This is a genomic window from Georgenia sp. Z1344, from assembly GCF_057652375.1.
In genome coordinates this window covers 1,040,024-1,053,254 of sequence record NZ_CM172728.1, presented here as the reverse complement: position 1 = coordinate 1,053,254, position 13,231 = coordinate 1,040,024, and the positions used below count along the sequence as shown (strand labels likewise).

Below are 13,231 nucleotides of genomic sequence, written 5' to 3'. Positions count from 1 at the left end.
CGCAACCTCGACGTCGACCACCCGCAACCTCGAGGACGACGAACCGCAATGTCGGTGGGCGTGAGCCGCACCCTCGACACCGACGACGAACCGCAATCTCGACGACGACGAACCGCAATCTCGACGACGACGAACCGCAATCTCGACGGGCTGCGGGTCAGCCGATCGCGACCTGGCCCGGTTCGAGGCCGGCGGCGGCGTCGACGACCGACTGCTCCACGGGTGAGAGACCGGAGCCGACCTCGTCGAGCGCGGTCCACCCGGCGTCGTCGCCCTCGGAGCGCAGCCACACGCGCCCGTCGGTGGCGACGGCCAGGGCATCCGTCTCGGTGGCCGTCGCCACGCCCCAGTGGGCGACCCCCCAGCCGGCGGCCGCGCCGGAGTCGTCGGAGGCGGCCCCGTCCGGCAGCCCGGCGGAGTCGAGGACGAGCACGCCCGCGTCGCGCTCCTCGGGCGTGAGCCCCAGGTCGCGCAGGGCGAGGTCGGTGACCGTGGCGGTGGCGAGGGAGTCGGTGGCGTTCTCGGCGTCGTCGGGCATGGACAGGCGGCACGTGAGTCCGCCCTCGACCTGGCCGACGAGGTTGGCCGCGAACGCGCGGGCCATGGGCTCGTGCTGGGCGTACGCCTCGGGGTAGCCGGAGCGCTGGACGGCCTGGGCGGCGTCGTTGATCGACATCTCCTCCCAGCCGTCAATCGTCACGAGCTCGTCGTAGAACCGGCCGGTCGAGTAGACGGGGTCCATGATCTCCTCGACCGAGCCCCAGCCCTGCGACTCGCGCTGCTGGAAGAGGCCGACGGAGTCGCGGTCGCCGTAGTCGATGTTCCGCAGCTTCGACTCCTGCATGGCGGTCGAGATCGCCACGGTGGTCGCGCGGATCGGCAGGTCGCGCTGCTGGGCGAGGCCGACCATGAGGGCGGCGTTCGCGGCCTGGTCGCCGTCGAGGGTGGCGGAGAGGTCGCCGCCGGCCTCGGCGCGGCACGTCCCGGACGCGGGGGAGCGCACCACGTAGGTGAGGATCGCGACCACTCCACCGACGGCGACGGCGAGGACGAGCGCGACCACGGCGAGCCCGCCGAGGCAGGACAGGCCGGAGCGGGTGCCGGGCTCGTCGCTCACGCGCGGGGTCGGGTCAGGCGTGCAGGGCGTCGTTGAGCGCGACGCCGTGCCCCTCGCGGGCGAGGACCTGGACCGCGCCGGTGACCGAGTGGCGGCGGAACAGCAGGCCGCTCACGCCGGACAGCTCGCGCGCCGAGACGACCGTCTCCTCGGGCAGGACGGTGACCTTGGTGCCGGCCGTGACGTAGAGGCCGGCCTCGACCACGCAGTCGTCGCCGAGCGAGATGCCCACGCCGGCGTTCGCGCCGAGCAGGCAGCGCTCACCGATCGTCACCTGCTCGGTGCCGCCGCCGGAGAGCGTGCCCATGATCGAGGCGCCGCCGCCCACGTCGGAGCCGTCGCCGACGACGACGCCCTGCGAGATGCGGCCCTCGACCATCGAGCGGCCGAGGGTCCCGGCGTTGTAGTTGACGAAGCCCTCGTGCATGACGGTCGTGCCCTCGGCGAGGTGCGCGCCGAGGCGGACGCGGTCGGCGTCGCCGATCCGCACGCCGGACGGGACGACGTAGTCGATCATCCGCGGGAACTTGTCGAGGAGCTGGACCACGAGGTGGTGCCCGGCGTCGGCGGCGCGCAGGCGCGCGGCCGGGAGGTCGGCGGGGGCGACCGGGCCGAGGGACGTGAAGGCGACGATCGGGAGGACGCCGAAGATGCCGTCGAGGTTGACCGTGCGTGGCGCGACGAGGCGGTGCGAGAGCAGCTGGAGGCGCAGGTACGCGTCGGCGACGTCGGCCGGGGCGGTGTCGAGGTCGATCGTCGTGGTGACGACCTCGACGACGACGCCGCGGACGGCGTCCGTGCGAGCGCCCGTGGCGATCTGCGCGAGCGCCTCCGCGTCGTGCGCGGCGGGCGGGGCGCCCAGTGCGGGGTGCGGGTACCAGACGTCGAGCGTCTCGCCGGACTCGGTGCGGGTGGCCAGGCCGTGGCCCCAGGCGCTGCGGGAGGTCATGGAGCCAGGATAGGTCGCGGCCGCGGGGCAGCGGCGGCCCGTCCGGCGTGAGACCGGTCCCTGGCCGCGGTCGTGGCGGTGCCGGCGCGCTGCCGCGAGCACGACCGGCGCGGTCGGCGCGGTCGGCGTCCGGAGCGGTCAGCCCTCCGCCTTGATCCGGGCGTCCCGCATCGGGGAGAGCGTCACCACGAGGGTCGCGACGGCGAACACCGCCGCGACGGCGACGAACGTCCACCGGTACCCGATCGCACCGACGAGCACGCCGCCGGCCAGCGCCCCGACGAGGGCCACGGTCCGGTTGGCCGACCGCCTGCCCGCGTTGACCCGGCCGAGCATCGCCCGCGGGGTCCGCAGCTGCCACCAGCCCATCTCCGGGGCGTCCTCGACGCCCATCCCGAAGCCGTGGACGAGCTGCACCCCGGCGAGCCAGACGACGAGCAGCCAGACGTCGGCGTCGGCGGGGGTGAGGGCGCCGGCCACCCAGGCGGGCACCATGAGGGCGCGCCCGAGGACGACCGTGCGCCCGGCGCCGAGCCGGGCCGCGACGGTGGTCGAGGTGAGCGTGCCGACCAGGGCGCCGACCCCGCCCAGCGCGAGGACGAGACCGTACGCGGCGGCGGAGAGCTCGAGCTCGCGCAGCACGAACAGCCCGAGAGCCGTCGTCACCGCGCTGTTGGCGAGGAACCACACGTGCGTGGAGATCGCCAGCGGCGCGAGCGTGCGGTGCCGGTAGACGAAGCCGAGCCCCTCGGCGATCCCGCGCCACAGGCGGGGCCGGTCGGGGTGCGGCGGGGGCTCCTCCTCGCGGATCCCCGCCACGAGCAGGGCGGACGCGAGCCGGGAGATCGCCGTGACGACGAGGGCGAACGGGGCGGTGACGAGCGCGACGACGGCGCCGCCCAGCGCGGGCCCGGACGTCTGCGCGACCGTCGAGGCCTGGCCGATCCGCGCGTTCGCCGCCACGAGCGATCCGCGGGGGACGAGGTCGGGGAGGTAGGTCTGCTCCGCGGCGGCGATGACGACGCCACATGTGCCGACGGCGACCAGCACGAGGGCCGTCAGCCCCACGGTGAGCGCGCCCGCCAGGTGGAGAAGGGGGATGGCCGTGAGCAGGAGGGCCTGGACGATGTTGGTGATGACGAGGGTGGGACGGCGCCGCCAGCGGTCGACGTAGGCGCCCGCGATCAGCCCGACGAGCAGGTAGGGCAGGAACTGCGCCGCCCGGACCGCCCCGACCTCGGCCTCCGAGGCGTGCAGGACGTCGATGACGAGGACGTCGACCGCAACCACCGAGACGGCCGCCCCGACCTGCCCGACCGAGGTGGAGAGCCATAGCCCGCGGAAGCCTTGCCGGCGCAGCGGTTCGACGGGACACGACGGGCCGGTGCCGGCGTCGGTGGAGCTCACGCGCGTCCGCCGCGTCTCACGCGCGCGGACGGGACTGTGAGCGCCTCACGAGAGAGGGGCCGACGACGACGGCGCCCACCGCCCGGCACCGCTCGGCGAGCGCGCGGTCGGCCGTCGCCACGACGACCCGCACGAAGCCCGGCTCCGGCGGGGCGGGGGAGTTTGCCGCGAGCGCGGCGGCGACCCGGACGATCTCGTCGTCGCCCTCGCCGGGGGCCTCGTGGACCGTGACGTCCGCGGTCGAGCCGACCCCGCGCGCGGCGCCCTCGGTGACGAGGTGGATCTCGGGGAACCAGCGCGTCCCGGGCAGGCCGACGGCGTCGGCGGGCAGCCCGTTCGCGGCGAGGTCGGTGAGGGAGTCCCGCAGGCGCACCGTGGCGGCGCGTCGGTCGCGCCACCAGCCGTCCGGCACGGAGCCGACGACGTTCGCCGAGTCGACGACGAGCACCACGCGCCCGAGCATCCCGGCGAGCTCGTCGAGGGAGTCGGCGAAGGCGGGCAGGAGGGGTAGGTCCCCGGATCGGAGCTCTGGGGCGCCGACCCAGCGGACCTCGAGCGACTCGGCGTCGGTCGCCGCCACGCGGGCGGACGGGGCGGCCCGGGCGACGACGGTCGTGTACGACCAGTCCGGGTGGGTGAGGACGCGGGTGGCGAGGACCCGCAGGTGGCGCTCCTCGATCCCGGACTCCTCGGCGGCCTCGCGCATGGCCCCGGTCAGCGCTGTCTCGCCGTCGGCGATGGCGCCGCCCGGGATGCCCCACGTCCCGCCGTGGTGGGACCACGCGGCACGGTGCTGGAGGGCGAGCTCGACGCCGGCCGCGTCCGTGGGCCCGGCTGCGTCCACGGCCCTGCTCGCGTCCTCGACGGCGGTCGCACCGGGGGTGGCGCCGTCGTCGTGCCCCGACACCGGCCGCCACGCGAGGAGACCGGCCGCGCCGTTGAGGCCCCAGTGCCGGGCGCCGCAGGCGCACTCGACCCAGCCGTCCCCCGGCATGCGCATCGGGCGTCGCGCGGACGGGGGAGGGCCGGGGGCGGTCACGGGGCGGGCGGCAGCGGGACCGGCGACGGCGTCGTCTCGGGGGTGTCCGTTCCCGGGGCGTCCCCGCCCGGGGCGCCGTCCCCCGCGGGGGGCGACCCTGCGGCGTCGGGCGTGGCGTCGGACCCGGCGTCGACGATCGAGCAGATGACGGTCCCCGCCGAGACGGTGGCGCCGGCGGTGCCGGACAGCCCGGTCACGCGGCCGGCGCGATGCGCGGCGAGCGGCTGCTCCATCTTCATGGCCTCGAGGACCACGACCGTCTGGCCGGCCTCGACGAGGTCGCCCTCGGCCACGGCGAACGTGACGATCGTGCCCTGCATGGGGGCCTTGAGCGCGTCGCCGCCCGAACCGCCGGCACCTCCGGTACCGCGGGCGGCACCGGAGCGGCGCAGGGGCCGGCGGACCGGGCCGCGGCCGAAGCGGTTCTGGGAGATCCCCAGGCCCGCGGGGATGACGACCTCGAGGCGCTTGCCGCCGACCTCGACGACGACCCTCTCGGTCGGGGCCGGCTCCGGCGCGGGCTCGTCGGCCGGCGGGGTCTCGGGGCGGGTGCTCGGCAGGCCGCTGAGCTCCTCGGCGTAGTCGTTCTCGATCCACGTGGTGTGGACGCGGAAGGCCTCGGGGCCGTCGGCGGCGACGTAGTCGGGGTGGTCGAGCACCGAGGCGTGGAACGGCAGGACCGTGGGGACGCCGGCCACGCGGGTCTCGCGCAGGGCGCGGCGCGCGCGCTCGATCGCCTGGGTGCGGGTGGCGCCGGTGACGATGATCTTGGCGAGCATCGAGTCGAACGCGCCGGAGATCTCGTCGCCCGCGACCACGCCGGAGTCCACGCGGATGCCCGGGCCCGCGGGCCACGCGAGCTCGGAGACGGTGCCGGGCGCGGGCATGAAGCCGGACGCGGGGTCCTCGCCGTTGATCCGCAGCTCGATCGAGTGGCCGCGCAGCGGGACCTCGTCGTAGCCGAGGGGCTCGCCGGCCGCGAGGCGCAGCTGCTCGCGCACGAGGTCGATCCCGCTGACCTCCTCGGTCACCGGGTGCTCGACCTGGAGGCGGGTGTTGACCTCGAGGAAGGAGATCGTGCCGTCCACCCCGAGGAGGAACTCGCACGTGCCGGCGCCGACGTAGCCGGCCGCCGAGAGGATCGCCTTCGACGACTCGACGAGACGCGCGTTCTGCTCGTCCGTGAGGAACGGCGCGGGCGCCTCCTCGACGAGCTTCTGGTGCCGGCGCTGCAGCGAGCAGTCGCGGGTGGAGACCACGACCACGTTGCCGTGGGTGTCGGCGAGGCACTGGGTCTCGAGGTGCCGGGGGCGGTCGAGGAACCGCTCGACGAAGCACTCGCCGCGCCCGAACGCCGCCGTGGCCTCGCGGACCGCGGAGTCGTACTGGGCGGTGACCTCCTCGGCGCTGCGGGCCACGCGCAGGCCGCGGCCGCCGCCGCCGAAGGCCGCCTTGATGGCGAGCGGGTAGCCGTGCTCGGCGCCGAACGCCTCGATCTCGGCCGCGCCGGCGACCGGGTCCTTCGTGCCGGGCACGAGCGGGGCTCCGACGGACTGGGCGATCCGGCGGGCGGTCACCTTGTCGCCGAGCGACTCGATCGCGGCCGGCGGCGGGCCGATCCACAGGATCCCGGCGTCGGTGACGGCGCTCGCGAACTCGGCGTCCTCGGACAGGAAGCCGTAGCCCGGGTGCAGCGCGTCGGCGCCGGAGCGTCGGGCGGCGTCGAGGACCTTGCCGGCGTCGAGGTACGTCTCGGCGGCGCGGGTCCCGGACAGGGCGTAGGCCTCGTCGGCGAGCAGCACGTGCTGCGCCTCGCGGTCCTGGTCGGCGTAGACGGCGACGGTGGCGATCCCGGCGTCGCGGCAGGCGCGCACCACCCGGACGGCGATCTCGCCGCGGTTGGCCACGAGCACCTTGCGGGGCAGCGGGTACGTCCCGTCGTTCGCCATGCCTCTCCTCGCTGCCGGTGGGTGCGCGGACGCCTGCGTGCGCGCGTGCCCCGCTACGTTAGCCGAGGGTGCGTCGAGGCCCAATCAGGGGTGGTGTGACGTTCTGCGCGGCCCGCCCGATTCCCGCCGTGGTCGAGAGTGCGGGTCAAGGCCCCCGCAGTCGTCGAGATTGCGGTTCGTGCACGCCGAGATTGCGGTTGGTCGCCCCGCGTCGGTCGAGAGTGCGGGTCAGTGCGACCTGCACCGAGGTCGTGGTTCGACGTCGTCGAGGGTGCGGTTCGTCGTCAGGCCCAGAGCTCGGTCACCGAGACACCGTGCTGCCCGAGCAGGTCGCGCAGCAGCGGCAGCGAGACCCCGACGACCCCGTGGAAGTCCCCCTCGATCCCCGCGACGAACGGCCCCCCGATCCCGTCCACCGTGAATCCGCCGGCCACCTTCAGCGGCTCGCCGGTCGCCACGTAGGCGTCGATCTCGTCGTCGGAGAGGTCGGCGAAGAGGATGACGGCCGAGGACACGCCCCCGACGCCGACCCCGCCGTCCCGGCCGGCCCCGGCGTCGACGAGCCAGTGCCCGGTGTGCAGCACGCCCGTGCCGCCGCGCATCGCGCGCCACCGCCGGGTCGCCGTCTCGGGGTCGCCGGGCTTGCCCACCACCTCGACCCCGGCGCCGAGGTCGGCCTCGAGCATGGAGTCGCACCCGAGCACGAGGACCCGCTCGCCGGGCGCCGGTGCCAGGTGGCCTGCGACGTCCTCCGCCTTGGAGCGGGCGAGCGCGAGGACCTGGTCGGCGGGCGAGAGTGGGGGAGCGCCCGCCTCCGCCGCCGCGCGCGCCTGCGCCTCGAGCACGGCGGGCTCGTCGACGTCGGAGACCTGGACGTCGTGCACGATCTCCGCCGCGGTCAGCGTGGCGGTGCGGGCGGGCGAGGCGGAGGCGAGCAGGAGGCGAAGCACGAGCGGCAGGCTATCGGCGGTACGGACGGCTCCCAACCGCACTCTCGACGCGCAGGCGGTCTCCCAACCGCAGTTTCGGCGTGCACCAACCGCAATTTCGACGTGCACCAACCGCAATCTCGACGAAACGGGGGCGAGGGTCAGGCGAGGGCGCGGCGGAGGGTGTCGAGGCCGACCGAGCCGACGTCGAGCGCCCGCCGGTGGAACCGCCTGAGGTCGAAGTCGGCGCCCTCGCGCTCGGCGGTCTCGTCCCGGATCTGCTCCCAGATCCGCTGGCCCACCTTGTAGCTCGGCGCCTGGCCGGGCCAGGTCATGTAGCGGTCGAGCTCGAAGGCGAGGAAGGCGTCGTCGGAGTTCGCGTTCTCCTGGAGGTAGGGCCACGCGACCTCGGCGTCCCAGGGCCCCGTGCCGAGGTCGGCGGGGCGGGGCAGCCCCAGGTGCACGCCGATGTCGAGGACGACGCGGGCCGCGCGCATCCGCTGGCCGTCGAGCATGCCCATGCGGTCGCCCGGGTCGTCGAGGTAGCCCAGCTGCTCCATCAGCCGCTCGGCGTACAACGCCCACCCCTCGCCGTGGCCGGAGACCCACACGCCGACCCGCCGGTAGGTGTTGAGCAGCGACGAGCGGTAGGCCGTCTGTCCGGTCTGCAGGTGATGGCCGGGCACGCCCTCGTGGTAGACGGTCGTCAGCTCGCGCCAGGTGCCGAACTCGGTCACGCCCTTCGGCACGGACCACCACATCCGGCCTGGCCGCGAGAAGTCCATGCTCGGCGCGGTGTAGTAGATGCCGCCGGTCTGGGTCGGGGCGATGCGGCACTCGAGCCGGCGCACCGGCCCGGGGATGTCGAACGAGGACTCGGCCAGCTCGGCGACCGCCCGGTCGGAGGTCTCCTGCATCCACGCCTGCAGCGCGTCGGTGCCGTGGAGCTTCCGCGCCGGGTCCGCGTCGAGCCGCGCCATCGCCTCGGCGACCGTGGTGCGGGGCCCGTACAGCTCCGCCGCGACGGCCTCCTGCTCGGCCGTGAGCCGCGCGACCTCCTCGAGCCCCCACGTGTACGTCTCCTCGAGATCGACGTCCGCACCGAGGAAGTAGCGCGAGTGCAGTGCGTAGCGCTCGGCCCCGACGGCGTCGCCCGCCTCCGCGTGCGGCGCCAGCTCCGTCCCGATCACCTCGGCGAGAGCGCCGTAGGCCGCCCGCGCCGCCTCGGCGCCCCGCGTCAGGTCGGCGGCCAGCTCGGCGGACGGCTCGGCGCCGTCGACCCGGGCCCCGGCCGCGAACGACGTGAAGAAGGAGTCCTCGCCGGCGAGCTCACGCGCCTGCTCGACGCCGATCCGCACCTGGCGCTTCGACGGGTACCTCCCGCGGGCGGCCTGGGCCCGCAGCGACTCCGTGTAGCCCGCCAGCGCGTCCGGGAGAGTGCGGAGGCGCTCGGAGATCCACGACCAGTGCTCGGCGGTCTCGGTCGCCATGAGGTCGAACGTGTCGCGAAGGAACTGGATCGGTGAGGAGAGGTTGTTGATCGGGGCGAGGTCCTCGCCCGCCTCGTGCAGCGCGATCTCGGCGCCGAGGCGCTCGCGCAGGACGTCGGCGGTCACGGCGTCGACGTCGTCGGCCGGCTCGATCCCCGCGAGCTCGGCGAGCGTGCCGCGGCGCTGGTCCGCCCGGGCGGCCACGCCGGCGGGGGAGAGGTCCGGCCACTCGTGCTCGTGCCCGGGCAGCCCCATGTCGGTCGCCTCGGTCGGGTCGAGGGCCGCGGCGGCGGCGAGGTGGCGCTCGGCCAGCTCGTCGATCGCGGTGGCGGTGCGCGGGGCGGGCTCGGGCGTCGTCGTGGTCACCGGCCCAGGCTAGGGGTGCTCCGACTCACCCGGCGAGCGCTTTGTCGACCACCTGCTCGCCGGCGCGTACGCACCACGAGGAGTGGCCGGTCCCGAGGTCGACCGGGGCCGGCTGCTCCTGCGCGCACGCATCGATCGCGAGCGGGCAGCGGGTCCGGAACACGCAGCCCGACGGCGGGTCGATGGGCGAGGGGACGTCGCCGGCGAGGATGATCCGCCGCCGCTCCCGCTCGGCGACCGGGTCCTCGAGCGGGATCGCGGACATGAGGGCCTGCGTATACGGGTGCCCGGCCGTGCCGTAGAGGGAGGACGCCGGGGCGGACTCCATCGCCCGTCCGAGGTACATGACGAGCACGTCGTCGGACATGTGCTCGACCGAGGCGAGGTCGTGGCTGATGAACAGGTACCCGAGCCCGAGCTCGGTCTGCAGCTCCTTGAGCAGGTTCATCACCTGTGCCTGGACGGAGACGTCGAGGGAGGCGGTCGCCTCGTCGAGGATGAGCAGCTTCGGCCCCGAGGCGAGCGCGCGGGCGATGCACACCCGCTGGCGCTGACCGCCGGAGATCTCGTGCGGGTACCGGTCCGCGAACCGCTCGGGCAGCCCCACGAGGTCGAGGAGCTCGCTCACGCGCCGCCGTCTCCCCGCCCGCTCGCCGATCCCGTGGATCCGCAGGGGCTCGCTCACCGACGTGGCCACCGTGCAGCGCGGGTCGAGCGCCGCCCGGGGGTCCTGGAAGACCATCGCGACGTCGCGGCGCAGCGCCTTGAGCTCGGCGCCCCGCGCGGCGAGCACGTCGCGCCCCTCGAGCCGCACCGTCCCCGAGGTAGCCGGCACGAGGCGCATGATCGCGTTGCCCACGGTGGACTTTCCCGAGCCGGACTCCCCGACGAGCCCGAGCGTCTGCCCGGCCCGGATCGTCAGCGAGACGTCCTCGACGGCGTGCACGCGCGCCGTGCGGGACCCGCGCACGGGGAAGCGCACGACGAGGTCCTCGACCTCGAGCAGCGGCTGGTCGCTCATGCGTCCTCCTCCACGAGATCCGACTCCGCGCGAGCCGTACCACCACCGTCGATCGGCCCCATGTCCGCCCGGTACCACGACCGGGCGAGGTGACCGGGGGAGACCTCCCGCAGCTCGGGGTGCTCGCTCTCGCACCGGGCATCGCCGCGGACCGAGCAGCGGTCCCAGAACACGCAGCCGGGCGGCACGGCGCGCGGGTCCGGCGGCGCCCCGGGGATCGTCGTCAGCGGCGAGCCGTCCCCGCCGGCACGCGGGCGGGACTCGAACAGGCCGCGCGTGTAGGGGTGCGCCGTCGACCGGAAGAGCTCGACGGTCTCGGACTGCTCGACGATCTCCCCGCCGTACATGACGACGACCTCGTCGGCGATCGACCCGACGACGGCGAGGTCGTGGCTGATCCACACGACCGCCGTGCCGAGCCGCTCCCGCAGGTCCCGCACGGCGTCGAGGATCTGCGCCTGGATGGTGACGTCGAGGGCGGTCGTCGCCTCGTCGGCGATGAGCAGGTCCGGGTCGCACGCGAGCGCGATCGCGATCATCACGCGCTGGCGCATCCCGCCGGAGAGCTGGTGGGGGTAGGCGCCCAGGCGCCGCTCGGGGTCCGGGATGCCGACGAGCTCGAGCAGCTCGAGGGCCCGGGTGCGGGCCGCTCGGCGCGTGAGTCCGAGGTGCTCGATCGTCCCCTCGGTCAGCTGCCGTTCGACGTCGAGCAGGGGGTTGAGCGAGGTGGCCGGGTCCTGGAAGACGAACCCGATGCGCCGCCCCCGCACGCGCCGCCGCTGCTCGGCGGACATCGTCAGCAGGTCGACCGGCCCGGCGTCGTCGTCGTCCGCGGCAGGTCCGAGCAGGGACCGGCCCGTGACCCGGGCCCGGTCCGACCCCATGAGGCCCGACGCCGCGAGGACGGACATCGACTTGCCCGACCCGGACTCGCCGACGATCCCGAGCGTCTGCCCCCGCTCGACGGACCAGGAGACGTCGCGGACGATGCGGGCGTCGCGGATGGACACGTGCAGACCCTGGACCTCGAGGGCCGGTGCGGCGGTCATCGGCGCTCCTCTCCGGCGGTGCCGCGCACGTCGAGGACGTCGCGCAGGGCGTCGCCCAGCAGGTTGAAGGACAGCACGGTGAGGAACACGGCCATCCCGGGGAAGACGGCCATCCACCACTGCTGCGGGAACTCGCGCGCGACGTTGAGCATGCCGCCCCAGCTGGGGGTGGGCTGCTGGACGCCGAGGCCGAGGAAGCTGAGCGCGGCCTCGGACAGGATGGCGAACGCGAGGGACAGCGAGGTCTGGACGATGATCGGCGCCACCGAGTTCGGGAGCACGTGCCCGAGCATGAGCCGCGCGGGTCCTGCGCCGAGCGAGCGGGACGCGCTGACGTAGGTCTCGGTGCGCACCGACAGGGCGGAGGCCCGGGTGACGCGCGCGAAGATCGGCGTGTAGACCACGGCGATCGCGATCGTCACGCTCGTCGTGCCCTTGCCCATGATCGCCACCACGGCCATGGCCAGCAGCATCTCGGGGAAGGCGAACATCACGTCGGTGATCCGCATGATCACCGTGTCGAGGATGCCCCGGAAGAACCCGGACACGAGGCCGAGCGTCACGCCCGCGACGAGCGCGATCGAGACGGACACGAGCGAGACCTGCACCGAGATCTGCGCGGCGAGGATGACGCGGGAGAGGATGTCGCGTCCCACCTCGTCCGTGCCGAAGGGGTGGGCGAGGCTCGGCGCCTGCAGCATGGCGGACGTGTCGACCTCGTTGATGCCCTGCGGCGCCACGAGGTCGCCGAAGATCGCGAGGAGGACGACGAGCAGGAGGAAGCCGAGCGAGATCACGGCGACGGGCCGGCGGAGCAGCCGGCGGACCGGGTGCCGACGCTCGAGCGGCGGCGCGGCCACGGCGGTGGTGGCGGCAGCGCCCGCGCCGTTCGTCGTCGGGCCCGTGGGTGTCTCCCCCGCCGGGGACGGGGCCCCGGAGGCCGGGTCGTGGTCGTCGGTGGTCATGCGCCCTCCGCGATCCTCGGGTCGATCGCCGCGTAGGCGAGGTCGACGAGCAGGTTGACGACGAGGAAGAACGTGGCGATGAGGAGGACCGCGCCCTGGACGACCGGGTAGTCGCGGGCCTCGACGGCGTCGTAGACGAGGTACCCGAGCCCGGGCCAGGCGAAGACGAACTCGACGACGATGACCCCGCCGAGGATCGCCGCCACCTGGGTGCCGACGATCGTGACGACCGGGACCATCGCGTTGCGCAGGACGTGCCAGGACAGGATCGTCGAGCGGCGCAGCCCCTTCGACTCGGCCGTGCGCACGTGGTCCATCGCGAGGACCTCGAGGACGGACGAGCGCACGTACCGCGTGAGGATCGCGCCCGCGACGACCCCGACCGTGACCGCCGGCATGATGACGTGGCTCAGCCAGTCCACCGGGTCCTCGGTGATCGAGGTGTACCCCGACGGCGGCAACCACCCCAGCTGCGTGGAGAAGAGCAGGATGAGCAGGGTGGCGAGGAAGAAGTTCGGCAGGGACACCCCGAGCTGGCTGACCGCCCGGGTGATCGAGTCGGACACCGAACCGTGGTGCGTGGCCGTCCAGACGCCGAGCGGGATCGAGACGAGCAGGGCGATGACGATGCCGACGCCAGCCAGCGACACCGTGGCCGGCAGCCGCTCGGCGAGGATCTGCGTGACCGGCTGGCCGGAGCGGAAGCTGACGCCGAGGTCGCCCGTCACCGCCCGGCCGACGTAGGAGAAGTACTGCTCGACGAGCGGCCGGTCGAGGCCCGCCCGCTCGCGCAGCGCGTCGTAGGTGTCCGGGTCGAACCGGGTGCCCATGGCGATCCGCACCGGGTCGCCCGGCACGAGGTGGACGATCGCGAAGACCACGACCGTCACCCCGAGCAGGACGATCAGCGAGTGACCGATCCGGGTGAGGACGAAGCGCACGGGAGGTCC

The 13,231-nt window shown here is 74.6% G+C and carries 11 protein-coding genes; all 11 read right to left on the bottom strand.

The window, feature by feature from the left end; all coding sequences use genetic code 11:
• Positions 1 to 157: 157 nt before the first annotated feature.
• On the bottom strand, positions 158 to 1,117 hold the full coding sequence (locus AC24FB_RS04600; RefSeq protein WP_425715640.1) for a hypothetical protein: 960 nt from the start codon (positions 1,115 to 1,117) through the stop codon (positions 158 to 160).
• Positions 1,118 to 1,130: 13 nt separating this feature from the next.
• The gene (gene dapD, locus AC24FB_RS04595) at positions 1,131 to 2,066 is read right to left on the bottom strand and encodes a 2,3,4,5-tetrahydropyridine-2,6-dicarboxylate N-succinyltransferase (RefSeq protein ID WP_425715638.1); all 936 of its coding nucleotides are present in this window, start codon (positions 2,064 to 2,066) and stop codon (positions 1,131 to 1,133) included.
• Between the two features lie 138 nt (positions 2,067 to 2,204).
• On the bottom strand, positions 2,205 to 3,473 hold the full coding sequence (locus tag AC24FB_RS04590; protein WP_425715637.1) for an MFS transporter: 1,269 nt from the start codon (positions 3,471 to 3,473) through the stop codon (positions 2,205 to 2,207).
• 16 nt (positions 3,474 to 3,489) lie between these two features.
• Positions 3,490 to 4,473 carry an NUDIX domain-containing protein gene (locus AC24FB_RS04585; RefSeq protein WP_425715635.1) on the bottom strand — a complete coding sequence of 328 codons (984 nt, stop codon included), beginning with the start codon at positions 4,471 to 4,473 and terminating at the stop codon, positions 3,490 to 3,492.
• 35 nt (positions 4,474 to 4,508) lie between these two features.
• Positions 4,509 to 6,461 carry an acetyl/propionyl/methylcrotonyl-CoA carboxylase subunit alpha gene (locus tag AC24FB_RS04580; RefSeq protein ID WP_425715634.1) on the bottom strand — a complete coding sequence of 651 codons (1,953 nt, stop codon included), beginning with the start codon at positions 6,459 to 6,461 and terminating at the stop codon, positions 4,509 to 4,511.
• 284 nt (positions 6,462 to 6,745) lie between these two features.
• Positions 6,746 to 7,411, bottom strand: coding sequence for a Maf family protein (locus AC24FB_RS04575; RefSeq protein ID WP_425715633.1), 666 nt, complete (start codon positions 7,409 to 7,411; stop codon positions 6,746 to 6,748).
• Between the two features lie 140 nt (positions 7,412 to 7,551).
• Complete coding sequence (locus tag AC24FB_RS04570; RefSeq protein ID WP_425715632.1) at positions 7,552 to 9,246, bottom strand: DUF885 domain-containing protein; 1,695 nt, start codon at positions 9,244 to 9,246, stop codon at positions 7,552 to 7,554.
• A gap of 25 nt (positions 9,247 to 9,271) precedes the next feature.
• Positions 9,272 to 10,267 carry an ABC transporter ATP-binding protein gene (locus AC24FB_RS04565; protein WP_425715631.1) on the bottom strand — a complete coding sequence of 332 codons (996 nt, stop codon included), beginning with the start codon at positions 10,265 to 10,267 and terminating at the stop codon, positions 9,272 to 9,274.
• Positions 10,264 to 11,316, bottom strand: a complete 1,053-nt coding sequence (locus tag AC24FB_RS04560) for an ABC transporter ATP-binding protein (RefSeq protein ID WP_425715630.1) — start codon at positions 11,314 to 11,316, stop codon at positions 10,264 to 10,266. Before AC24FB_RS04560 ends, AC24FB_RS04565 begins: the two co-directional genes overlap by 4 nt.
• Positions 11,313 to 12,281 (bottom strand): ABC transporter permease, encoded by a 969-nt coding sequence (locus AC24FB_RS04555; protein ID WP_425715629.1) that lies wholly within the window; start codon positions 12,279 to 12,281, stop codon positions 11,313 to 11,315. The genes AC24FB_RS04560 and AC24FB_RS04555 overlap by 4 nt, the downstream gene beginning before the upstream one ends.
• Complete coding sequence (locus AC24FB_RS04550; protein WP_425715628.1) at positions 12,278 to 13,222, bottom strand: ABC transporter permease; 945 nt, start codon at positions 13,220 to 13,222, stop codon at positions 12,278 to 12,280. Before AC24FB_RS04550 ends, AC24FB_RS04555 begins: the two co-directional genes overlap by 4 nt.
• Positions 13,223 to 13,231 lie beyond the last annotated feature (9 nt).